The following is a 23,106-nucleotide window of genomic DNA, read 5'->3' on the forward strand; positions in this document are numbered from 1 at the left end:
TTGCTAGGCAAACCGCGACCCGACGCTCAGGAGATCCGATGCGCTACACCCTCGGCTGCAGCCTGTCCTACAACATCCTTTCGGACACGACCTTCATCTTCAACCTCGAAGTGGCGCGGCTGAAGAGCGTCGAGATTCTCAGCGAGACCTTGACGCTCAATCCCAACCTCAACCGCGACGTCTACGTCACGCCCGATCTCCAAAACCGTTATCTCGGCGTCAACGTGCCGATGGGGCAGTTCTCGCTGGAGTACAACGCCGAGGTCGAACTCACCGTCCACCGGGCCGATCCGGCGACCATCAACGAGACCCCGATCTCGCGGTTGCCCCTCGACATCCTGCCGTTCCTGCTGCCGAGCCGCTTCGTCTCGTCCGACCGGCTGACGCCCTTCGCCCAGGCCGAGTTCGGGGCGATGCCCAAGGGGCACCAGCGCGTCAACGCGATCTGCAACTGGATTCACGCCCATCTCACCTACCAGCCCGGCACCAGCGACGGCGAGACGACGGCGGACGAGAGCCTGCTGAAGCGCGCCGGCGTCTGCCGCGACTTCGCGCATATCGGCACCGCCTTCTGCCGCGCCCTCGGCATCCCCGCCCGCTTCGTCTCCTGCTACGCCCACGGCCTGGTGCCGAGCGACTTCCACGCGGTGTTCGAGGCCTATCTCGATGGGCGCTGGTGGCTGTTCGACGCCACGCGGCAGGCCGATCTCGACGGCCTGGTGCGCATCGGCGTCGGCCGGGATGCCGCCGAGATCGCGTTCTCGACGCCCTACGGCAACATGCAGCCGATCAACCAGCAGATCCGCATCGTCCGCTCGGACGGGCTCGGCAGCCCGCCCCAGCGCACCATCGACGCGATCTCGACGGAATTGCCGGCGCCGCATGCGGGCGCCGCGTGACGGGAGCCTGCGATCACAGGATCGGGTGACTGGTCTCGGCCGGTTGCCTGAACCGCCGTTTCCGCGGCAAGCTGCAGGCCCGATGCGGGGTTTCTCTTCTGTCGGGGGAGGGGAGTTTCGCACAACGCGCTCGATCGTGAGGAAGGCGAACGCGCCATGGCCTATCGCCACGTGGTCGGCCCCAGAACCCACGTCTTCGCCGACCTGCCGACCCTGATGGCCAAGGCGACGCCGGTCCGCTCCGGCGACCGGCTCGCCGGCATCGCGGCGGACTCGGCGGAGGAGGGGATGGCGGCGCGCTGGTGCCTCGCCGACGTGCCGCTGCGCGACATCCTGGCGAGACCCCTGATCCCGTACGAGGACGACGACGTCACGCGGCTCATCCTCGACACGCACGATGCGGCGGCCTTCGCCGCAGTCGCGCACCTCACGGTGGGGGATTTTCGCGAGTTCCTGCTCATGGCGTCGCCCGAGACGCTGACGCGGCTGGCGCCCGGCATCACGCCGGAGATCGCAGCCGCCGTCTCCAAGATCATGCGCAACCAGGACCTGATCCTGGTCGCCCGCAAGTGCCGGGTGGTGACCCGGTTCCGCAACACCATCGGCCTGCCGGGGCGCCTCGCCGTGCGGCTGCAGCCGAACCACCCGACGGACGACGCCGCCGGTATCACCGCCTCGATCATCGACGGCCTGTCCTATGGCTGCGGCGATGCGGTGATCGGGCTCAACCCCGCCTCGGACTCGGTCTCGACGCTGAGCGGCCTGCTCCACCTCTTCGACGACCTGATCCAGCGTCTCGCCATCCCGACGCAAGGGTGCATCCTCACCCACGTCACCACCACGATCGAGGCGATGAACCGGGGCCTGCCGGTGGACCTCGTGTTCCAGTCGATCGCCGGGACGCAGGGCGCCAATGCGAGCTTCGGCGTCACCCTGCCGATCCTGAAGGAGGCGCACGAAGCCGCCCTCGCGCTCAAGCGCGGGACGTTGGGCGACAACGTGATGTATTTCGAGACCGGGCAGGGCTCGGCGCTCTCGGCCGGCCAGCATCACGGCATCGACCAGCAGACCCTGGAAGCGCGGGCCTATGCGGTGGCGCGGCCGTTCCGTCCGCTCCTCGTCAACACGGTGGTGGGCTTCATCGGCCCGGAATACCTCTACGACGGCAAGGAGATCATCCGCGCCGGCCTGGAGGACCATTTCTGCGGCAAGCTGATGGGCGTGCCCCTCGGCTGCGACGTCTGCTACACCAACCATGCCGAGGCCGATCAGAACGACATGGATACCCTGCTGACCCTGCTGGGCGCGGCCGGCTGCAACTTCATCATGGGCGTTCCCGGCGCCGACGACGTGATGCTGAACTACCAATCCACCTCGTTCCACGACTCGCTCTACCTGCGCGAGGTACTCGGCCTGAAGCGCGCCCCGGAATTCGAGGCGTGGCTGGAGACGATCGGCCTCACCGATGCGGACGGCACGCTGCTGCCGCAGGGGCCGAGCGCCCGCCTCATCGCCGCCGCGCCGGGGCTCGCCGCATGAGCGGCCGGGATGGCTCCGGTGAAGACCCCTGGGCCAGCCTCGCCCGCCTCACCCCCGCCCGGATCGGCCTCGGCCGGGTCGGGTCCGGGCTGCCCACACGGGAGGTTCTGCGCTTCGGCCTCGCCCATGCCCAGGCCCGGGATGCGGTCCATACGCCGCTGGATGCCGAGGCCGTCGCCGCCGGCATCGCCGAACTCGGATTCGCGACCCTGGCGGTCGCTTCGGCGGCGCCGGACCGGGCCACCTATCTGCGCCGGCCCGATCTCGGCCGCGCCTTGAGCGAGGACGATCGCGCACGCCTCGCGGCCGCTTCAGGGGAGCCGGTGGACCTCGCCATCGTCGTCGCCGACGGCCTCTCGGCCCGGGCGGTCCATGAGGGCGCGGCGGGCTTACTCGCGGCGTTCCAACCGCATATCGCCCACGCATCGTGGCGTCTCGCCCCGGTGGTGGTGGCGACCCAGGCCCGCGTGGCCCTCGGCGACGGGATCGGTGCCGCCTTGAAGGCCCGGGCGGTGCTGATGGTCATCGGCGAGCGGCCGGGCCTGTCCTCCCCGGACAGCCTCGGCCTCTACCTCACCCTGAACCCGCGGGTCGGCCGCTCGGATGCCGAGCGCAACTGCATCTCGAACGTCCGGCCCGCCGGGCTCTCGCACGATCTCGCCGCCTACAAGCTCGACTGGCTGCTGCACCAGGCCTTCGCCCGCGGTATCACCGGGGTGAACCTCAAGGACGGCAGTGGCCCCGCGCTCGCCACCGCCCCGGCCTCGGCCGCGCTCGCCGAAACCCCTTCCCAAAAACCCTGATACTCAAATCGAAATCGCCGCCCTATCGTCTCTCCGGACCACGAGGTCCGTGCGCGAAAAGGGCATCCGATGGGGGGACGATCTCGCGGCGAACAGAGATTCGGTCGCGCCTGAAGACTCGGCGAGGCCGGGCAGAAGCGTGGCTGTGGCGGTGTCGCAACACCGCGAAACCATCCAGACTTTGCCTTGGGAGGCGCCTTCATCCGCCGCGATCCCGCCATAAACCGGGGCCACCTCAGCAACCGCGGTAAACGATAGTCCCCCCAACGATTTACCGCCTGGTTTCGAGCAGTTCCGGGAACGGGTTCGATGGCTCCGCACAGGGCCGCCGACGCGCTTTTCCCGAGGACCGCAGAGGCCCGCAATGGCGTAGCAGACCCAGGGGGGCGAGAGACACGCATGGACGCGCGCATCATCGACAAGTCGAAGCTCCCGAGCCGTCACGTGACGGAGGGACCGGAGCGCGCACCGCACCGCTCGTACCTCTATGCCATGGGCCTCACCAAGGAACAGATTCACCAGCCGCTCGTCGGCGTGGCCTCGTGCTGGAACGAGGCGGCGCCGTGCAACATCTCGCTAATGCGCCAGGCGCAGGCGGTGAAGAAGGGCGTCTCGGCCGCCCACGGCACGCCGCGCGAGTTCTGCACCATCACGGTCACCGACGGCATCGCCATGGGCCATGCCGGCATGCGCGCCTCGCTGCCGTCGCGCGAGGTCATCGCCGATTCCGTCGAGCTGACCATGCGCGGCCATGGCTACGACGCCCTCGTGGGCCTCGCCGGCTGCGACAAGTCCCTGCCCGGCATGATGATGGCGATGGTGCGCCTCAACGTGCCGTCGATCTTCATCTATGGCGGCTCGATCCTGCCGGGCTCGTTCCGCGGCCGGCCGGTCACCGTGCAGGACCTGTTCGAGGCCGTGGGCAAGGTCGCAGTCGGCGACATGAGCCTTGACGACCTCGACGAGCTGGAGCAGGTCGCCTGCCCCTCGGCCGGTGCCTGCGGCGCGCAGTTCACCGCCAACACCATGGCCACCGTCTCGGAGGCCATGGGCCTGGCGCTGCCGTATTCGGCCGGCGCCCCGGCCCCCTACGAGATCCGCGATAGATTCTGCATGACGGCAGGCGAGAAGGTGATGGAGCTCATCGCCAAGAACATCCGCCCGCGCGACATCGTCACCCGCAAGAGCCTGGAGAACGCGGCGGCCGCCGTCGCGGCGTCGGGCGGCTCCACCAATGCGGCCCTGCATCTGCCGGCGATCGCCCATGAATGCGGCATCAAGTTCGACCTGTTCGACGTCGCCGAGATCTTCAAGCGCACCCCCTACATCGCCGACCTGAAGCCGGGTGGGCGCTATGTCGCCAAGGACATGTTCGAGGTCGGCGGCATCCCGCTCCTGATGAAGACCCTGCTCGATCACGGCTTCATGCACGGCGACTGCATGACGGTCACCGGCCGCACCATGGCCGAGAACATGGAGCGGGTGCACTGGAACCCCGATCAGGATGTGGTGCGGGCCGCCAACACGCCGCTCACGCCCACCGGAGGCGTCGTCGGCCTGCGCGGAAACCTCGCCCCCGAGGGCGCCATCGTGAAGGTGGCCGGCATGTCCCTGGACAAGCAGGTCTTCACCGGCCCGGCCCGGGTGTTCGACGGCGAGGAGGCCTGCTTCGAGGCCGTCCAGAAGCGCACCTACAAGGAGGGCGAGGTTCTCGTCATCCGCTACGAGGGCCCGAAGGGCGGCCCCGGCATGCGCGAGATGCTCTCGACCACCGCCGCGCTCTACGGTCAGGGCATGGGCGACAAGGTCGCGCTGATCACCGACGGGCGCTTCTCCGGCGCCACCCGCGGCTTCTGCGTCGGCCATGTCGGTCCCGAGGCAGCCATCGGCGGACCGATCGGCTTGGTCCAGGACGGCGACGTCATCACCCTCGATGCGATCAACGGCACCCTCGACGTGGCGGTGACGGACGCGGAATTCGCCAAGCGCCGGGCCGCCTGGGCGCCGCGGACCAATTCCGCCACCTCCGGCTACCTGTGGAAGTACATGCAGACCGTCGGTCCGGCGGTGAACGGTGCCGTGACCCATCCGGGCGGTGCCGAGGAGACGCACATCTATGCGGACATCTAGGACAGCCCTCGGCCGCTTCGTGCGGCCGGTCCGGGCCGATCCGGATCGGCCCGCGCGCGGACGGTTGCGGCTCGCCATGGCGGCCGGGCTCCTGCTCCTCTGCGGCATCCCCGTGGAGGCGCTGGACGCCACCGCTCGGACGCCGGTGCCTGCCGCCGGCTACCGCTCGGCCCGCGAGGCCCTGCGCACCGGCGTGCGCGACTACAATGCCGGTGACAAGGAAGGGGCCGCCCGCGCCCTCGAATACGCGGCCGGACAGGGCCATGCGCTGGCCCTGTGGAAGCTCGGCCGCATGTATGCCGAGGGCGACGGCGTGCCCCACGACGACCTCAAGGCGTTCGAGTTCTTCTCGCGCATCGCCGACGACACCACCGATGACGGGCCGGACGCCCAGAATTCGAGCGTGCTGGCCAGCGCCTTCACGGCGCTCGGCACCTACTTCCTCGACGGGATCAAGGGCACCTACGTGCGCCCGAACCCGGAGCGGGCCTACGACATGTTCAACTACGCGGCGTCGTATTTCGGCGATCCGAACGCGCAGTACAACCTCGCCCGGCTCTACCTCGACGGCACCGGCGTCGATGCCGACCCGCGCCAGGCCGCGCGCTGGTTCAACCTCGCCGCCGAGAAGGGGCATGCGCCGGCCCAGGCCCTGCTCGGCGAGTTGCTGATCAACGGCCAGGGCATCCCGGTCCAGAGGTCACGCGGCCTGATGTGGCTCTCCCTCGCCCGCGACGCCGCGCAAGGCCGCAAGGACGATTGGATCGTGGCCCTCTACGACAAGGCGTGGAGTGCGGCCAACGAGAACGACCGCACCGACGCACAAGCGCAGGTCGCCCAGACCCAGGCCCAGGTGACGGGCTCCGCGCGACGCCGGCGTTGAAGAACGGCATAGATCGCTCTTCAACGCCCGCTCCCGCAGTTTACGGGCTGGTGCGCGCCGCGATGGCGGTGGCGAAGGACGGGCGCGCGAGGATCGCGGCCACGTATTTCGCCAGCTTCGGCCAGCGGGCGGCATCCACCGCCTCATCCGCGAGATGCAGGTTGTGGAAGCCGGTGGCGACCGAGATGTCGGCGATGCTGAAGCTGTCGCCGACGAGGTAGGGGCCGTCGATCTGGCTCTCCAGGTAATCGTAGATCTTGGGCAGGCCCTCGTTGAGCGCCTTGGCGATCGCCGCATCGTCGCCGGGCTGGCCGAGCAGCTTGGGCTTCACCACCCGGTTGGCGAACGGCGCGATGATGACCGGAAACATCTCCGTGTCGCCGTACTTGTCGAACCAGATCGCGCGGGCGCGGGCCTTCGGCTCGGCCGGGATCAGGGCCGGATTCGGAAACTTCGCCTCGATGTAGAACAGGATCGCGGTGGAATCGGCGAGCAGGAAGCCGTCGTCGTCCATCGCCGGGATCTTGCCGAGCGGGCTCGCGGCCTGGAAGGCCGCATCGGGATCGTGGAAGAACAGCGGGATGTGCTCGGCGCTCTGGCCCTTCTCGGCGAGGGCGACGAGAACCTTGCGGACGTAGGGCGAGTAGCCGGTACCGTAGAGTTTCACGAAGGGTAAGCTCCTTTTTGGCGTGGGTCGTCCATGGCCAACCCATTCGCGCGCGCTTAGTTCGCCGATGGGCATATCCGACGGTCAGATGAGCTCCACCGTCACCGGCACGTGGTCGGAGGGTTTTTCCAGGCCACGGAGGTGTTTCTGCACCGACGCCGAGACCAGCCAGTCGGCGGCTTGCGGCGACAGCAGGACATGGTCGATGCGGATTCCCTGGTTCCGCGGCCAGCATCCCGCCTGATAATCCCAGAACGTGTAGAGGCCGGGCTTCGGGTCGCAGGTGCGCAGGGCCTCGGTGAACCCCTCGGCCAGCAGGGCGCGGAACGCCGCGCGGGTCTGCGGCAGGAACAGCGCGTCGCTCACCCAGGCGGCCGGGTCGGCGGCATCCTCGGGCTCGGGAATCACGTTGTAGTCGCCGGCGAGCACCACGGCCTCCTCGCGCTCCAGCAGGGTGCGGGCATGGCGCCTCAGCCGCTCCAGGAAGCCGAGTTTGTAGGGATATTTCGGGCTGTCCACCGGATTGCCGTTGGGCAGGTAGATCGAGGCCACCCGCACCGGTTTGACGTCGTCGCCCGAGACCAGGGCCTCGATGTAGCGCGCCTGCTCGTCGGTCTCGTCCCCCGGCAATCCGCGGCGGACCTCGCTCAGGGTCAGGGGCGCCCGCACCAGCAAGGCGACGCCGTTATAGGCCTTCTGGCCGAGGGTCTCGACCGCGTAGCCCGCCGCCTCGATCTCGGCACGCGGAAAGCCCTCGTCCTGGCACTTCAGCTCCTGCAGGCAGACCACGTCGGGCTTGGCTTCGTCGAGAAACGCCACGAGGTGGCCGACGCGCTGCTTGATCGAATTGACGTTCCAGGTGGCGATCCGCATGGGGCTTGGGTCCTGACGCTTCTGCGGCCCCGTCATCGTGCCTTCGCGGGGGGCTGGCAAGCCAGCGCAGCTTTGGGCAAGCCAGCGGAGCTTTGAAGAAGCCTGCGCAGCTTTGCAGAAGCCTGCGCGGTCTGGCCGGAAAGGAAGTCGATGTCGGAGACATGGTTCGCGCCGATCCGTGCCTATTGCGAGCGGGGCGATGCGGGGTTCTGGGCGGAGCCGCTCAATGCGCTCTCCAATGGCGCCTTCCTCGTGGCCGCCGTCGCCGCCGGATGGCAGGCGCTTCGGAGCCCGAGGCGGGACGCCGCCGCGCTGGCCCTCGCGATCCTCGTCGGGATCGTCGGGCTCGGCTCCTTCCTGTTCCACACCCTCGCGGTGCGCTGGTCGCTGCTCGCGGACGTGATCCCCATCGCGGTGTTCATCCACGCCTACTTCTTCCTGGCGTTGCGGCGCTATTTCGGGCTCGGCACCGTGGCCGCCACCGGGATCACCCTGGCCTTCGCCGCCTTGAATATCGGCCTGGAACCCGCCCTCGACGCGGCGACGGGACGGTCGCTCGCCGCGCTGACGAACGGCTCCATCGGCTATGTCCCGGCGCTCCTGGCACTGGCGGGATTCGGCGCGGGCCTGCTCCTGCCGCAGGGGTGCGCCCTCGGTCCCGCGCGCCGGCAGGCCGGCCGCGCGCTTCTCGGGATCGCGGCGGTTTTCGCGGTCTCGCTGGCGGCCCGCACCGGCGATGCGCGGCTGTGCGCGGGTTGGCCGTTGGGCACGCATTTCGTCTGGCACATCCTCAATGCCGGGGTGCTCTATGGACTCGTGACGGTCGCCCTGCGGTATCGCGCGCGGACAGCCTGAAGCGCGGCGGTTCCGCCCCTTCGGTTTTCTTGCACGCCCTCGGAATTCGTTGCAGAAGAGCCCGCCGCTCCGACGGGAGCGATGGCCTCGCGCCCGGTGCGCCCTTCGTCTCTGCGAGGGCCCGGGCCGCACGTGAAGATGACGGATCGAGCCATGAAACAGAGCCTTCGCCTCGGCGTCGCTGGCCTCGGCACCGTGGGTGCCGCCGTCGTCCGGATGGTCGCCCGCCGGGCCGATGCCCTGTCCGCCACCAGCGGCGCCGCGATTCACATCGTCGCGGTCTCCTCCCGCGACAAGACCCGCGACCGCGGCATCGATCTCTCCGGGGTCACCTGGTTCGACGATCCGGTGGCGCTCGCCCGCTCGGGCGAGGTCGATTGCGTCGTCGAGCTGATCGGCGGCTCGGATGGTCCGGCCAAGGCCACCGTCGAGGCGGCCATCGCGGCGGGCAAGCATGTGGTCACGGCCAACAAGGCGCTGCTCGCCAAGCACGGCGCGGCCCTGGCCAAGGCTGCCGAGGACAAGGGCGTGATCCTCGCCTACGAGGCGTCGGTGGCGGGCGGAATCCCGGTGATCAAGGCCCTGCGCGAAGGGCTCACAGGCAACGCGGTTTCGCGCGTCTACGGCATCATGAACGGCACCTGCAATTACATCCTGACCCGGATGGAGCGCGAAGGACTGACCTTCGAGGCCTGTCTCGCGGATGCGCAGGCGCTCGGCTACGCCGAGGCCGACCCGACCTTCGACGTCGAGGGCTACGACACCGCCCACAAGCTCGCGATCCTCACCAGCCTGGCCTTCGGCGTCGAGATCGATGCGGACGGCGTCTCGGTGGAAGGCATCTCGGCGATCCAGCCCCTCGATCTGAAAATGGCCGAGGAGCTCGGCTACCGCATCAAGCTGCTCGGCGTCGCACAGGTCGCCGAGGGCGGGATCGAGCAGCGCGTCCACCCGACCATGGTGCCGAAATCCTCGGCCATCGCCCAGGTCATGGGCGTGACCAACGCCGTCACCATCGATGCCGATGCGGTGGGCGAACTCACCCTGATCGGCCCCGGCGCCGGCGGCGAGGCCACCGCCTCGGCGGTGGTCGCGGATATCTGCGATGTGGCGGCCGGAACCCGGCGCCCGACCTTCGGCCGGCCGAGCGGGGATCTGACGCCGTCGCAGCGCATCGCCATGCAGCGGCACGAGGGCGGCTATTACATCCGCCTCACCGTGCACGATCGGCCCGGCGTCGCGGCCGGCGTCGCCACCCGCATGGCCGAGCGCGACATCTCCATCGAGAGCATCCTCCAGCGCCGCTCGGAGAGCGCCGCCTCGAAGGACCCGCATGGCCGCTCGGGCCAGCCGGTGCCGTTGGTGCTGATCACCTACGCGGCCACCGAGGGCAACATCCGGGCGGCGCTCGATGCCATCGCGGGCGACGGATTGCTCGCCGAAGCGCCGCAGCTGATCCGGATCGAGCGGGAATAGGACGCGCAAGCCGCCTGGAACGGTCTGGTTCTGCACGGTCCTGCACACTTTTCCGCATAAAGCGGTCCCGGCGCGGCGCCTCTCGCTGGCTTTTGATGAACTTTAGTACATAGAGATCAGCCAAAGGCAGAGAAGGCGTACGGGACCGATGACGGGTGGGAACAGATCGGAAGGCGTGCCGGTGGCCCGCACCCTGAGCCTCGAACTCGCCCGCGTGACGGAGCGTGCCGCCATCGCCGCCGCCCGCCTGCGCGGACAGGGCAAGGAGAAGGAGGCCGACCAGGCCGCCGTCGACGCCATGCGCGCCGAACTTAATCTCCTGCCCATCGACGGCACCGTGGTGATCGGAGAGGGCGAGCGCGACGAGGCGCCGATGCTGTTCATCGGCGAACGGCTCGGAACCGGTCACGGTCCTCGGGTCGACATCGCCGTCGATCCGCTTGAGGGCACGACCCTCTGCGCCAAGGACATGCCGGGCGCCATCGCGGTGATGGCACTCGCCGAGTACGGCTCGCTGCTGGCCGCCCCCGATGTCTACATGCAGAAGATCGCCATCGGCCCGGGCTACCCGGAAGGGCTCGTCGACCTCGATGCGAGCCCGGCCGACAACATCGCCGCCCTCGCGCGCCACAAGGGCGTCGACCCGGCCCAGATCACCGCGATCATCCTCGATCGCCCGCGCCACATGGCCCTCGTCGCGGCCGTGCGCGAGACCGGGGCGGGCATCCGCCTGATCTCCGACGGCGACATCGCCGCCATCATCCACACCACGAGCCCGGACACCACCGGGGCCGACATCTACCTCGGCATCGGCGCCGCCCCCGAAGGCGTGATCGCCGCCGGCGTGCTGCGCTGCATCGGCGGCCACATGCAGGGCCGGCTGATCCTCGACAGCCACGACAAGCGCGAGCGCGCCGCCCGCATGGGCATCAGCGATCCGAACCGGAAATACGAGCTGCACGACATGGCCCGCGGCGATGTCATCGTGGCGGCCACCGGCGTCACCGACGGGGCGCTGCTCAAGGGCGTGCGGTTCAAGCCGGGCTTCATCGAGACCGAGACGGTGGTCTACCGCTCGGCCACCGGCACCGTGCGCCGCATCCACGGCGAGCATCGCCGGATGCAGCGGTTCGAGGGCTGAGGACCGGCCGCCCGGTGTCGGACCTCCGCATCCGTCCCGTCGCCCGCAACGAACGGGCGCCGTGGGACATCCTGTGGTCGGGCTACCTGGATTTCTACTCGGCGGTGATCGGTCCGGAAATCCGCGACATCACCTGGGCGCGCCTGCACGATCCGCTGGTTCCGCTTCATGCCCTGGTGGCGGAGGAGGGCGGACGCCTCGTCGGCCTCGCGCACTACACCTTCCACGCTTCGGCCTGGACGCTCGGACCCTATTGCTACCTGCAGGATCTTTTCACGGCCCCCGAAGCCCGCGGCCGCGGCATCGGGCGCGCGCTGGTGGAGGCGGTGGCGAGCGAGGCCCGCCGCGCGGGCGCGGACCGGGTCTATTGGCTGACGAAGGAGGACAACGCCGCCGCCCGCGCGCTCTACGACACGCTGGCGGATCGGCCCGGCTTCATCCAGTACCGCCGGATCTTCTGACCGGTTCGGCGGCTCAGTTGAACAGCGAGCCGACGCCGCCCTGCACCCGCCCAAGGCCCTGCTTGGCCACGGCGTTGCCCGGCTCGATCTGGGCGGCGCGCTGGTAGCTCTCGACCGCTTCCTTCTTGCGGTTCGACTTCTCGTAGGCCAGCCCGCGATAGGCCCAGGACGTGGCGTCCTTGTTGTTGACGTTGAGCGCCGCGTTGTAGTCCTCGATCGCCTTGTCGTACTGGTTGGTGGCGATCAGGCTCTGGCCGCGCGCCGCATAGGGCGCCGCCACGAAGGGATTGCGATCGATGGCCGCGTCGAAATCGCCGATGGCCTGGGTGTTCTGGCCCTGCTTCTGACGGACGAGGCCGCGGGCATGGTAGGCTTCGGCCGATTCCGGAGCGATGCGGATCGCCTGGTTCAGGTCGGAGGTGGCTCCGTCGAGGTCGCCCTGCGCGCGCAGCACGTTGGCGCGGCCGATATAGGCCGGGCCATAATTCCGATCGGCGGCGATCGCCTTCGAGAAATCCTGGAGCGCGGCGTCGTTGCGGCCGACCTGACGGTTGGCGAGCGCCCGGTTGTTGTAGGCCGAGGCCGAGTTCGGATCGATCTGCACCGCCTTGGTGAAGTCGCCGATGGCGTCGTTGAACTGGCCCGAGCGGGCATAGGCCGCGCCGCGGGTGTTGTAGGCCGCGGCATCGTTGGGATTGCGCTGGATCACTTCGCTGAGCGAGGCGATGTTGACGTTGGTCGCCCCCGTCGCGTCGGATTCGAGCACGGCGAACTGACGATTTGCCGTTCCGCCGCCGCCATAGGTCTCGCAACCCCCGAGCGCGGCGGCCACGAGCGCCGTGGCTCCGATCAGCCCCGCCTTCGAGGCCCGCAGCTTCACAACCGTCATGGATCCGCTCTCCCCCGGACCGCGCCGCATGTGCGCCCCCGCCATCGACATCCGCATCTCTCGCGGCCTAAAACCCCGAACATCGTGGGGCCTCGGGTGCCGGCACATTCCCGCGCAGCGGTGAATGCGCGCTTAAGAACGGGCGACGATCCCGCTCAAGCGTCCCGATGTGGCGAAGGTATGGCTGGCCCGGCGATCCCGCCGCGATGGCCCGCCGGACGGCACAAAGGCCCGTTCGGTGTGACGCGCAGGACGCGGTTTTGGGCTTACCCGGCCGGAGATCGACGCGGGACGCCACGCGCGCGGCATGCGATCGTTTCGACCAGTTTCGTCCCGATCCCTACCTCATCCTGAGGCGCCGCAGCGCAGCGGAGGCCTCGAAGGAGGGCTCCAGGAATCGCAGGGTGCACTGGAGGCCTCCTTCGAGGCCGCTGCGCGGCGCCTCAGGATGAGGCCGTGGGTGGGATGACTCAGTGCGAATCCAGCGAAAATCGACTCAGGCGACGGGCAGCAGGCGCGTGACGTGGCCCATCTTGCGGCCGGGGCGGGCCTCGCCCTTGCCGTAGAGATGGAGGTACGCCCCCGCCTGGGCCAGGATCGCAGCCCAGTCTCCGGACTCGTCGCCGATGAGGTTGTGCATCTCCACCGCCATCCCACCGACGCGGGCCGGGTCGCCGAGCGGCCAGCCGCAGACGGCGCGGACATGCTGGGCGAATTGCGAGGTCGTCGCCCCCTCGATGGTCCAATGGCCCGAATTGTGGACCCGCGGCGCGATCTCGTTGACGACGACGCGGGCGGGGCCATCGGCCTGTTCCACCAGGAACATCTCCACGGCGAGCACACCGACATAATCCAGCGCCTCGGCGATGCGGCGGGCGATGCCGATGGCGGCGGCCTCGGTCTGCGCCGCGATCCCGGGCGCCGGGACACGGGTCACCGCAAGGATATGGTCGCGATGCTCGTTGGCGCAGGGATCGTAGGCCGCGAACGCGCCATCGGCGCCGCGGGCGGCCACCACCGAGACCTCGTGCGCGAACGGCACGAACCCCTCGAGAATGCAGGGCGCACCCGCGAACTCAGCCAGGATCGCAGCGGGATCGAGGGGGCCATCGGCGCGGATCATGCGCTGGCCCTTGCCGTCATAGCCGAAGCGGCGGGTCTTCAGCACCGCGGGGCGGCCGATCGCGGCGAGCGCTTCGGTCAGATCGGCGACACTGTCGACGGCACGGAACGGCGCCGTCTCGATCCCGAGACCGTTGATGAAGGTCTTCTCGGTGAGCCGGTCCTGGGTGGTCGCCAAAGCGGCGGCGTTGGGATGGAGCGGCGCCTTGGCGGCGAGGGCCTCGGCGGCGGCCGCGGGAATGTTCTCGAACTCGTAGGTGACCACGTCGACGCTCGCCGCGAACCGCGCCAGCGCCGCGACGTCGTCATAGGCCGCCACGGTGCGCTGCGCCGACACGTCGAAGGCGGTGCTGTCGTCGTCGGGCGCGAAGATGTGGACCTTGAGGCCGTAATTGGCCGCCGCCAGCGCGATCATGCGGCCGAGCTGGCCGCCTCCGACGATGCCGAGGGTCGCGCCGGGCCGGATGTCTTTGGAGGATGTCAAGGAAGGTCGCTTTGCGGGTGTTCGGCGACGCTCGCGGTCTGCGCGGCGCGCCAGGATTCGAGACGGGCGGCCAGGGCCGCATCGGTGAGGGCGAGGACGGCGGCGGCGAGCAGGGCCGCATTGATGGCGCCGGCCTTGCCGATGGCGAGGGTCCCGACCGGGATGCCGGCCGGCATCTGGACGATGGAGAGCAGGCTGTCCTGCCCCGACAGCGCCTTCGATTCCACCGGAACGCCGAAGACCGGCAGCGGCGTCATCGCCGCGGTCATGCCGGGAAGGTGCGCCGCGCCGCCGGCCCCGGCGATCACCACTCGGAATCCCTCGGCCTTGGCGCCCTTGGCGAACGCCACCAGCCGATCGGGAGTGCGATGGGCCGAAACGATTCGGTCCACATGGGGCACGCCGAGCGCATCGAGGGTCTCGGCGGCATGGCGCATGGTCGCCCAGTCGGACTGGCTTCCCATGATGATCGCGACCGGGGGGGCTCCCGTCATCGTCGTCACATCCCTTCGCGGTCATCGAACAACAGGGGACGGGCCCCACGCATCCCGGTCCCGCCGCATACAAAAGCGCCGGCGCTCTCGCAAGGCACGCCAGTCATCGGCGTTCAGGCGATGATGTCGGGCGTGATCTGGTCCTCGATATACGAGATCTGGTCGCGCAGGACGAGCTTGCGCTTCTTCAGGCGCTGGATCTGCAGCTGGTCGCCGGCCACGCTCAATTCGAGCGCGTCGATGGCGCCGTCGAGATCGCGGTGTTCCTGCCTGAGCCGCGCCAACTCCTCGGCGGAATGCGCCGAGGCATCGTTATCGTACTGGACCGCCATCGCACCTGAAGCCCCGGGACGCCTTGCGGAAGACCATGCGGCACCCGCCGCCCGACGACAAGAACCCGGAGCGCGATCCTGCACAAACATCCGTCAAGCATGACCGTCGAATGGTTTCGACAGCCGACTGAACATGTGCCAGTCTAGCCCCGTCGAAACGAGACAGGAGACACGACTCATGTCACTGCAGACGCATTTGACCCAGCTCGCCCGCAAGCACGAAGCCCTCGAGCGGGAAATCCACGACGCGAAGCTCCGACCTTCGGCGAACGATCTGCGCATCGCAGAGCTCAAGAGACGAAAGCTCCACCTCAAGGACGAGATGAACCGCCTCCGAAAAGATTCGGACTCGCTTCACTGAGCCACCGCTCGTCCGATCCCCCATAGGTGACTTTTGCGTTCGCCGCCGCCGCTGGTCTCCAGCGCGGCGGTTTTTGTTTTTGCGGGGCTCTTTGTTTTGCGGCGAGGTTTTGCAGCGAGACGGCCTCGCGCACCGGCGCGGTTCGGCTACGATGTGGCGAAGCCGGCGTGAACGACCGGCCGCCAGGGCCGAGGACCCCACCATGCCAGCCGACCCGACTTCGCGCAGCCGCTCTGCGCAGGCCCATGCCGCCTCGCTCGGCGACCCCGAGGCGTTCTGGCTCGAGGCCGCCAACGCCATCGCGTGGGAGACGGCGCCGGTGCGCGCCTTCGATCCGCAGGCCGGGACCTACGGACGCTGGTTTCCGGACGCGACGCTCAACGCCTGCCACAATGCGGTGGACCGCCACGTGGCGGACGGGCGCGGCGAGCAGGCCGCGATCCACTACGATTCCCCCGTCACCGGCACGAAACGCACGATCACCTACCGCCAGCTGCGCGACGCGGTGGCGACGCTCGCCGCCGTCCTGGCCGATCTCGGCGTCGGGCGCGGCGACCGGGTGGTGATCTACATGCCGATGGTGCCCGAGGCGGTGTTCGGGATGCTCGCCTGCGCGCGGCTCGGCGCCGTGCATTCGGTGGTGTTCGGCGGGTTCGCCGCCAATGAACTCGCGATCCGCATCACGGATGCCGCCCCGAAGGTGGTGCTCGCCGCCTCCTGCGGCATCGAGCCGAGCCGGATCGTCGCCTACAAGCCGCTCCTCGACGCCGCCATCGCGGCTTCCACCCACAAACCGGAGGCCTGCCTGATCCTTCAGCGCCCGGAATCCGAGGCCATTCTGGTGGAGGGGCGCGACCGGGACTGGGCGCAGGCGGTGGCCGAGGCGGAGGCCGCGGGCCGGACAGCCGCCTGCGTCCCGGTGGCCGCCACCGATCCGCTCTACATTCTCTACACCTCCGGCACGACCGGAAAGCCCAAGGGCGTGGTGCGCGATACCGGCGGCTATTGCGTCGCGCTGGCCTGGTCGATGCCCAACCTCTACGACGTCGCCCCCGGCGAGACCTATTTCTGCGCCTCCGACATCGGCTGGGTGGTGGGCCATTCCTACATCGTCTACGCGCCGCTCCTGCATGGCTGCACCACGGTGTTGTACGAGGGCAAGCCGGTGGGCACGCCCGATGCCGGCGCCCTGTGGCGGGTGGTGTCCGAATACGGCGCGGTCTGCCTGTTCACCGCTCCCACCGCCCTCCGGGCCATCAAGAAGGACGACCCGCGCGCGGCGCTGGTGAAGGATTACGACCTGTCGCGCTTCCGCAGCCTGTTCCTGGCCGGCGAGCGGGCCGACCCGGACTCGGTGGCCTGGGCCGAGCGGGCGCTGGAGCGGCCGGTCATCGACCATTGGTGGCAGACCGAGACCGGCTGGGCGATCGCCGGCAACCCCCTCGGCCTCGGGCTGCTTCCGGTGAAGCACGGCAGCGCCTGCATCCCGATGCCGGGCTACGACCTCGCGGTGCTGGACGAGGCCGGCAAGCCGGTTCCGCCCGAGACCATGGGCACCATCGCGCTGAGGCTTCCCCTGCCGCCCGGCTGTCTGCCGACCCTGTGGGGCTCGGACGACCGCTTCCGGACGAGCTACCTCACCACCTATCCGGGCTGGTACGACACCTCGGATGCCGGCGTGGTCGATGCGGATGGCTACGTCACCGTGCTCGGGCGCACCGACGACATCATCAACGTCGCCGGCCACCGTCTCTCCACCGGCGGAATGGAGGCGGTGCTGGCGAGCCATCAGGACGTCGCCGAATGCGCCGTCATCGGCATCCGCGACGCGCTGAAGGGCGAGCAGCCCTGCGGCTTCGTCGTTCTCAAATCCGGGGTGGAGCGCGAGACCGACACTATCGAGCGCGAGCTGGTCGCCCTGGTGCGCGAGCGGATCGGCCCGGTGGCCGCCTTCCGGCTCGCGCTCACGGTGCAGCGGCTGCCCAAGACCCGCTCGGGCAAGATCCTGCGCGGCACGATGAAGCGCATCGCCGACGGCGAGCCCTGGACCACGCCGCCGACCATCGACGACGCGGCCGTCCTCGACGAGATCGGCGCGAGCCTGAAGGGCAGGGGGATCGGCGCCTGACGGGTTGCGCCGGATAGGGCGGATGCCCCATCCAACGGCCTGTCCACACCCGGCCTTCAAGATGCCGTGAAGCCGGTGTGAACTCACGCTCGTGTCGTAGTGCGAACCAGCCGCGCCGGCTGCCACCGGGGTCTGACGTGTCCGCTGCCACTTCCTTCCATGCCGCCTGCCGCCGCTACGGCTGGGTCGTCGGACTGCCAGGCCTGGCGCTCATCCTCGGCCTGTCGGTGCCGCTGGTGACCCGGACCATCGAGGCGCGCCTCGATGCGGCTGCCGGCGCCATCGCCCGCGCCACCACCGAGCCGGGTGCCGAGCCCTGGCTGCGCCCGGAGGCGCGGGGACGCGATCTCGCGATCCTGGGCGAGGCGCCCGATCCGGGCCTGCGGGCGGCGGCCTACGAGCGTCTGGCCGCAATGCCGGGTCTGCGCCGCCTCGACGGTCCGGTGGGCCTCGTCGAGGACGCGAGACCCTTCGTGTGGACGGCGACGCGGACGACGCCGGATCGCATCGACCTCACCGGCAACCGCCCGGCCTCCCTCGGCCCCGGGGCCTTCGCCGAGCGGCTCGGCCCCGCCTTGCCGCCGGAGACCCAATTGCGCGACCGCGCCAAGGCGGCGCACGGCGCGCCGCCGGATTTCGCGGATGCGGCGGCCTATGCGGTCTCCACCCTCAAAAACCTGCAGCCGGGCGCGCACGTGACCCTGGAAGACACTCGACTGTCGCTCTCGGGCGAGGCCGTCTCGGTGGCGGACGAGGCGAGCCTGCGCGCGGCGCTCGCCGCGCCGCCCGCAGGCTACACCCTGGGCACCGTCGAGATTCTGCCCGCCCTGGTGAAGGATTTCCGCTTCGGCATCGCCCGCGCCGCCGGCGGCGCCTTGAAACTCTCGGGGTTCGTCGTTTCGCAGAAGGCGCAGGCCGAGCTTCGCCAGCAGGCGACGGACGCGGCCGAGGGTGCCGGGATCACCGACGAGACCCAGACCGCGCGCGGCCTCGCCGCCGGCATCGATCCGCCGAGCCTGGCGCGGTTCGCCCTCCAGCTCGCAGGCCTGCTGCAGGACGGCACAGTCAGCTTCGCCGACGGCGCGATCGCCGTCTCTGGCATCGCCCTCGACGGGCAGGCGCTCGGCGAGGTCGCCGGGCTGATGCGGGACGGCCGTCCCGCCGGCATCGCGGCGGGTCCGGTGACCCTGGAGACCCGGCCGCTCTCCCCCTACCGCGTCAGCATCCGGCGCGAGGCCGACGCCGTCACAATCGGCGGGCACCTTCCGGATCAGGCGACGCGCGAGCGCCTGCTCGCCGCCCTGCGCCCGCGCTTCTTTCGCGAGCGGATCGTCGACAAGAGCCGGATGGCGGATGGCGCGCCGGCCGGACTCGCCCCCGCTTTGGAGACCGCCATCGCCCCGCTCTCGCTCCTGGCGCGGGGTGAGATCAAGGTGGCCGACCGCGACCTGACCCTGACCGGCGACAGCCTCTATGCCGAGAGCGCGCAGCGGATCGAGGGCGACCTGCCACGGGCGTTGCCGGCGGGCTGGCAGGGGGACGTGGCGGTGGCCGCGCCGAGCGCTGCCCGGCCGCTCGATCCGGAAATCTGCAAGGCGCAATTCGCCGAGCGCGTCCAAGCGACGCCCCTGCATTTCAGCCCCGGCAGCGGCACCCTGAAGGCCGCGTTCTATCCGCTCCTCGATGGCCTCGCCGCGTTGGCAAAAACCTGCCCCGCCCTGCGGATCGAGGTCACCGGCCACGGCGATCCGGCCGGGTCGGCGCCGGTGGCCAAGCCCACCCTCGACACCGCTGTGGACAGCACCGCCTCGCTCGATGCCGCCAAGGCGAGCCCGGCGCCCGCAAAGGAGGTCAAGGCACCCGACGTCAAAGCCTCCGCTGCCAAGCCCACACCGGCCAAATCCACCGAAACCAAACCCGCCGAGACCAAGCCGGCGCCCGCCAAGAAGGCCGCCAAGGCCGAGCCGAAGCCGGCGCCCGTCGTACCGGCGGAACCCGAGCCCGATCTTCCGCGCCAGCGGGCATTGGTCATCGTCGAATACCTGCTCCAGGCCGGCATCGGCGCCGATCGCATCGCAGCGGCCCCGCCGGGAAGCCTGCGTCCCGCGGCCGGAGGCGTGGGCTTCGCGCTACGTTGAAGGCGCAAGCCGACCGCTCCGGGCCTCGCCGGCGGCGGGCATCGCGTCGGATCGAAATCCGTCGCTGCACCGGCTGTACTCCGGGCGACAAATCAGGCGGCGACACTCATGCTCAGCGTGTAGCGCTTGCGACTTTCCTGTTCTAGCATCGGCGCCGCGCTCTGCAGGGAAACGCCACCATGCATCTCGTCCAGATCATTTATGCCTCCCGCCCTTTCGGGTTCGACCAAGAAACACTGAACGGTATCCTGTCGCAGTCTCGACGGTGCAATCTACGCGACGACATAACCGGGGCGCTGATCTGCCGATCCGATCTGTACTTGCAGTTATTGGAAGGTCCCGAAGATGCAATCACGGCGACTTACGCGCGCATCATCCGCGACGATCGGCATCTCGAGGTGAACCGACTGTCCTACGAGACCGTGACCGAGCGTCTGTTTCCCGGCTGGGCCATGCGCGATGATCCGGCGCGGTCCTGGATGTGGACGCAGGCCGAAGTCGCCAAGGGCGCGATTGCCGAGGCGACGCCGCAGGAGGTTCTCGCCATCTTCAAGCGCATCGCGGCGGAGCCCGTCTGACCAATCGGACGCGCGTTAGACCCGCACGGATATCCGCGTTGAGCTCTCTCTCCTGAAAAGAGGGGGGCCCATCGCGCTTGAACCGGCCGACGCAACGACGGCACGCCCCCGCAAAAGCCGCAAAGCCGGTTCCCTCTTCACCAGCACGGCGCGCGCGACGACGCGTCGAGCCGATACCCTCGGAGACCCCGCGTGATCCTGCTGTTGACCCTGTTCTGGCCGGCTCTGGCCGCCGGCTTCCTGCTCGGGGCGGTCTTCGGCTGGCTGTCCGGCCTGCCGCGGACCCCGGCGTCCCGACTCGGGGCCGGCGGCCTCGGTCTGGCGGCTTTGGTCGCGAGCGGCCTGGCCTTCGCCGGGATCGTACCGGGGCGGCCCGGCCTCTGGATCGAGGCCGGGGCTTTGGTGCTCGGCGCCTATCTCGTCGGCGCGCTCGCCGGCGCGACGATCCAGGCCGCGCGGATCCGCCGACCGGCGATCGGATGAGCCGTCAGCGCGCGCCGCGCTGAAGGTCTCCATTGATGAGGAGCGCACTCTTGCCGTCGAGGCGGTTGCGGTAGACCTGCAGGTTCTCCATCACCCGCTGGACGTAGTTGCGCGTCTCGGTGAACGGGATCCGCTCGACCCAGTCGATGGGATCGACGCCGGGCTTGCGCGGGTCGCCGTAGGCGTCGATCCACTTCTTCACGTTGCCGCCACCCGCATTGTACGACGCGAAGGCGAGGATGTAGGAGCCGCGCCAATCGTCCATCAGCTCGCCGAGATGGGCCTGGCCGAGGCGCGCATTGTAGGCCGGGTCGCTGGTGAGCCGCTCCTGGTCGTAGGCGGCGCTGACCCGGCGCGCCGTACGCTGGGCGGTGGCCGGCATCATCTGCATCAGGCCGCGCGCGCCGACGCTCGATTGGGCGAGCGGATCGAACTGGCTCTCCTGGCGGGCGATGGCGAAGACCATCGCCTTCTCCACCAGTGGCACCGCCGCGGAGGCTTCGTAGGCCGGGATGCCGATGGTCGGGTAGGCATGGGCGTCGAGCGGCAGGCCGCGCTGCACCGCGATCTTGCCGATGGCGACCAGCGCACGCGCATTGCGCACATCCATGGCGATGCCAGCGAGGGCGTCGATCTCGGCCGGGTCGGTGAGCCGGGTCGCCGCGTCGATGTAAAGCGGCAGCGCCAGCTCCTTGAGGGAGGCCGCCTCAAGCATGCGCAGGGCGCGGACATAGAGCCGGTCGTCGAAGGCGGCATGCGCCGCCGGATCGAGCTCGGTGAGGGTGCGCAGGGACAGGCTGGAGCGTCCGAGCTTGGCGCGGGCGAGCTGGCCGTAATAGGCGATCGGCTGGAGCGAGGCGCGCTCGTAGAAGGTCTTGGCCTCCTCGGCCTGCCCCGACGCCTCGGCGGCGCGGCCCTGCCAATAAGCGACGCGGGCCAGCGAGATCGGCGTCTCGGCGATGGCGGCGGCCAGCGCGAAATGGCGCGCCGCGACCCCCGGATCGGCCAGGAACCGCAGGGCGATCCAACCGGCGTGGAATTCGGCCTCGATCCGCTTTTCCACCGTGCGGGCGCTGTGGCTCGCCGCCACCGCGTAGGCCGCCCTGGGATCACCCGCATCGACGAGCTTGCGCGCTACGATCCGGCGCTCGACCCACCATTCGTCCCCGTCGACCAGCACGTCGGGATTGCTCGGCGCGGAGGCGAGCAGGGCCGCCGCCTCGACGAACTTGTCGTGCCGGCGCAGGTATTGCGCCCGCGACAGGATGTAGGACGGATCGCTGCGCAGGGAGGGCGGCACCGCATTGAGCGCGGCGGGCGCCGACGCGCTCTTGTCCTCCACGGCGCGCCGCGCCCGCACCAGGGTGGCATAGCCGCCGCCGGCGTACCCGGCGGCGCGGCCGGCGGTCTCGTAATCCTCCTTGAGGAGGGCGCGCTCCATGCGGAAGCGGTGATCGACCCGGCCGAGAACGCTCGGGAAGGCGTCCATCACCTTGGTCTCGAGGTTGCGGCCGAAGGTCTCCGAGCGCCACAGGTCGCGCACCAGCGCGCTCGAATCGGCATCGAGTCCGTCGGCCCGGAAGGCGAGGGCCAGGGCGAACTTACCCGGTGCGCTCGCGGGCTTGGCGGCGGCGAAATAGGCGCGCACGGTCGCCGGGCTCTTGCGCTCGGTGAGCAGCGCCTCCTCGGCCCGGCGGCGCAGGAGCGGCCCCGCCGGCCAGTCGGGATTGGCGCGGGTGAAGGCGGTGGTGCGCTCGAAGCCGATGCCGGCCCCGGCACGAATCGCCACCCATTCGAGCAGCGCCCGCGCGGCGGCATCCTTGAAGCCGTCGCGCAGGCGGTCCCCATCGGAGACCTTGCCCTTGCGATAGGCGTCGATGGCCTGCCGCAAGGCGGGCAGGTCGATATCGGGGGCGATCCGCGCGGCGCGGACCGGATCGGGCACCTCGGGCAGCGGCGCCGCCGGGGACAGAGCCGCATCGGGCAGCGGAAATGCGATCGCCGCCTCGGGATCGGCGGAGGCGTAGGCCTTCACGGTCGCCGGAAGAGCCTGACTTGAAGCCGGTAGCGCCTGACTCGCAACGGGCAGCGCCTGGCTCGGTGCGGCCTCCGTCGTCTTGACCTCGGTCTTCAACGCGTCGGCGGCGACCGGGTCGTCGATCCGGGCATCGGGAAGCGCGCTCGACGGAGCGTTGGCATCGCTGGACGGCGTCGGCGCAACCGTGTCCGACCCCGCCCCCGCTGCGACGCAGGAGGTTCCGAGGATCGTCCCGGCCAGGGCCAGGGCCAGGACCGCACGATGCGAACGCGTCGAGAACACCATGGTTCTTCCAGTCCAATCGAGAGCGGACATCCTTTTAGGTCAACCTG

21 protein-coding genes are annotated in these 23,106 nt (G+C 69.8%); 14 read left to right on the forward strand and 7 right to left on the reverse strand.

The genetic code is table 11. From position 1 onward, the window contains the following. Window positions 1–38: 38 nt before the first annotated feature. The 5 genes from G3T14_RS08250 to G3T14_RS08270 all read left to right on the forward strand — a co-directional run bounded on the left by G3T14_RS08250 (window position 39) and on the right by G3T14_RS08270 (window position 6,254). Window positions 39–899 (forward strand): transglutaminase family protein, encoded by an 861-nt coding sequence (locus G3T14_RS08250; protein WP_163641805.1) that lies wholly within the window; start codon window positions 39–41, stop codon window positions 897–899. Window positions 900–1,055: 156 nt separating this feature from the next. After that, a complete protein-coding gene (locus G3T14_RS08255; RefSeq protein WP_163641806.1) occupies window positions 1,056–2,438 on the forward strand; it encodes an ethanolamine ammonia-lyase subunit EutB in 1,383 nt (460 codons plus the stop codon). Beyond that, the gene (gene eutC / locus G3T14_RS08260) at window positions 2,435–3,241 is read left to right on the forward strand and encodes an ethanolamine ammonia-lyase subunit EutC (RefSeq protein ID WP_163641807.1); all 807 of its coding nucleotides are present in this window, start codon (window positions 2,435–2,437) and stop codon (window positions 3,239–3,241) included. Before G3T14_RS08255 ends, eutC begins: the two co-directional genes overlap by 4 nt. 399 nt (window positions 3,242–3,640) lie before the next feature. Beyond that, complete coding sequence (gene ilvD, locus G3T14_RS08265; protein WP_163641808.1) at window positions 3,641–5,371, forward strand: dihydroxy-acid dehydratase; 1,731 nt, start codon at window positions 3,641–3,643, stop codon at window positions 5,369–5,371. Then, window positions 5,358–6,254 (forward strand): tetratricopeptide repeat protein, encoded by an 897-nt coding sequence (locus G3T14_RS08270; RefSeq protein ID WP_163641809.1) that lies wholly within the window; start codon window positions 5,358–5,360, stop codon window positions 6,252–6,254. Before ilvD ends, G3T14_RS08270 begins: the two co-directional genes overlap by 14 nt. 40 nt (window positions 6,255–6,294) lie before the next feature. Here the strand turns inward: G3T14_RS08270 and G3T14_RS08275 are convergent, their stop codons facing one another. Continuing rightward, complete coding sequence (locus G3T14_RS08275; protein ID WP_163641810.1) at window positions 6,295–6,921, reverse strand: glutathione S-transferase family protein; 627 nt, start codon at window positions 6,919–6,921, stop codon at window positions 6,295–6,297. 84 nt (window positions 6,922–7,005) lie between these two features. Then, window positions 7,006–7,794 carry an exodeoxyribonuclease III gene (gene xth / locus G3T14_RS08280; protein ID WP_163641811.1) on the reverse strand — a complete coding sequence of 263 codons (789 nt, stop codon included), beginning with the start codon at window positions 7,792–7,794 and terminating at the stop codon, window positions 7,006–7,008. 150 nt (window positions 7,795–7,944) lie between these two features. On the opposite strand from xth, the gene G3T14_RS08285 reads away from it, so the two are divergent. The 4 genes from G3T14_RS08285 to G3T14_RS08300 all read left to right on the forward strand — a co-directional run bounded on the left by G3T14_RS08285 (window position 7,945) and on the right by G3T14_RS08300 (window position 11,727). Then, window positions 7,945–8,649 (forward strand): ceramidase domain-containing protein, encoded by a 705-nt coding sequence (locus G3T14_RS08285; RefSeq protein WP_163641812.1) that lies wholly within the window; start codon window positions 7,945–7,947, stop codon window positions 8,647–8,649. A gap of 153 nt (window positions 8,650–8,802) precedes the next feature. Then, entirely contained in the window at window positions 8,803–10,125 is a 1,323-nt protein-coding gene (locus tag G3T14_RS08290) for a homoserine dehydrogenase (protein WP_163641813.1), read from the forward strand. Between the two features lie 148 nt (window positions 10,126–10,273). Further along, window positions 10,274–11,266 (forward strand): class II fructose-bisphosphatase, encoded by a 993-nt coding sequence (glpX, locus tag G3T14_RS08295; RefSeq protein ID WP_163641814.1) that lies wholly within the window; start codon window positions 10,274–10,276, stop codon window positions 11,264–11,266. A 14-nt stretch (window positions 11,267–11,280) separates the two neighbouring features. Continuing rightward, window positions 11,281–11,727, forward strand: coding sequence for a GNAT family N-acetyltransferase (locus G3T14_RS08300; protein WP_163641815.1), 447 nt, complete (start codon window positions 11,281–11,283; stop codon window positions 11,725–11,727). Window positions 11,728–11,740: 13 nt separating this feature from the next. Here the strand turns inward: G3T14_RS08300 and G3T14_RS08305 are convergent, their stop codons facing one another. The 4 genes from G3T14_RS08305 to G3T14_RS08320 all read right to left on the reverse strand — a co-directional run bounded on the left by G3T14_RS08305 (window position 11,741) and on the right by G3T14_RS08320 (window position 15,048). Further along, complete coding sequence (locus G3T14_RS08305) at window positions 11,741–12,616, reverse strand: tetratricopeptide repeat protein (protein ID WP_163641816.1); 876 nt, start codon at window positions 12,614–12,616, stop codon at window positions 11,741–11,743. Window positions 12,617–13,112: 496 nt separating this feature from the next. Next, window positions 13,113–14,222, reverse strand: a complete 1,110-nt coding sequence (locus G3T14_RS08310) for a 5-(carboxyamino)imidazole ribonucleotide synthase (protein ID WP_163641817.1) — start codon at window positions 14,220–14,222, stop codon at window positions 13,113–13,115. Then, window positions 14,219–14,716: a 5-(carboxyamino)imidazole ribonucleotide mutase gene (purE, locus tag G3T14_RS08315; protein ID WP_163641818.1), complete on the reverse strand. Its 498-nt coding sequence runs from the start codon at window positions 14,714–14,716 to the stop codon at window positions 14,219–14,221. Before purE ends, G3T14_RS08310 begins: the two co-directional genes overlap by 4 nt. A gap of 113 nt (window positions 14,717–14,829) precedes the next feature. Next, window positions 14,830–15,048 (reverse strand): DUF465 domain-containing protein, encoded by a 219-nt coding sequence (locus G3T14_RS08320; protein WP_163641819.1) that lies wholly within the window; start codon window positions 15,046–15,048, stop codon window positions 14,830–14,832. A gap of 178 nt (window positions 15,049–15,226) precedes the next feature. Here G3T14_RS08320 and G3T14_RS08325 point away from each other — a divergent pair, with 178 nt between their 5' ends. The 5 genes from G3T14_RS08325 (at window position 15,227) to G3T14_RS08345 (ending at window position 20,736) form a co-directional block, all read left to right on the forward strand. Next, entirely contained in the window at window positions 15,227–15,409 is a 183-nt protein-coding gene (locus G3T14_RS08325) for a DUF465 domain-containing protein (RefSeq protein WP_163641820.1), read from the forward strand. Window positions 15,410–15,611: 202 nt separating this feature from the next. Further along, a complete protein-coding gene (locus tag G3T14_RS08330; RefSeq protein WP_163641821.1) occupies window positions 15,612–17,537 on the forward strand; it encodes a propionyl-CoA synthetase in 1,926 nt (641 codons plus the stop codon). A gap of 137 nt (window positions 17,538–17,674) precedes the next feature. Then, entirely contained in the window at window positions 17,675–19,675 is a 2,001-nt protein-coding gene (locus G3T14_RS08335) for a hypothetical protein (RefSeq protein ID WP_163641822.1), read from the forward strand. A gap of 179 nt (window positions 19,676–19,854) precedes the next feature. Then, window positions 19,855–20,253, forward strand: a complete 399-nt coding sequence (locus tag G3T14_RS08340; RefSeq protein ID WP_163641823.1) for a BLUF domain-containing protein — start codon at window positions 19,855–19,857, stop codon at window positions 20,251–20,253. 192 nt (window positions 20,254–20,445) lie between these two features. Next, entirely contained in the window at window positions 20,446–20,736 is a 291-nt protein-coding gene (locus G3T14_RS08345; protein WP_348645234.1) for a hypothetical protein, read from the forward strand. Between the two features lie 4 nt (window positions 20,737–20,740). Here G3T14_RS08345 and G3T14_RS08350 read toward each other — a convergent pair whose 3' ends face one another. Beyond that, the gene (locus tag G3T14_RS08350) at window positions 20,741–23,059 is read right to left on the reverse strand and encodes a transglycosylase SLT domain-containing protein (protein ID WP_163641824.1); all 2,319 of its coding nucleotides are present in this window, start codon (window positions 23,057–23,059) and stop codon (window positions 20,741–20,743) included. Window positions 23,060–23,106: the final 47 nt, after the last annotated feature.

Source organism: Methylobacterium sp. BTF04 (assembly GCF_010692745.1).
Lineage (GTDB): Bacteria > Pseudomonadota > Alphaproteobacteria > Rhizobiales > Beijerinckiaceae > Methylobacterium.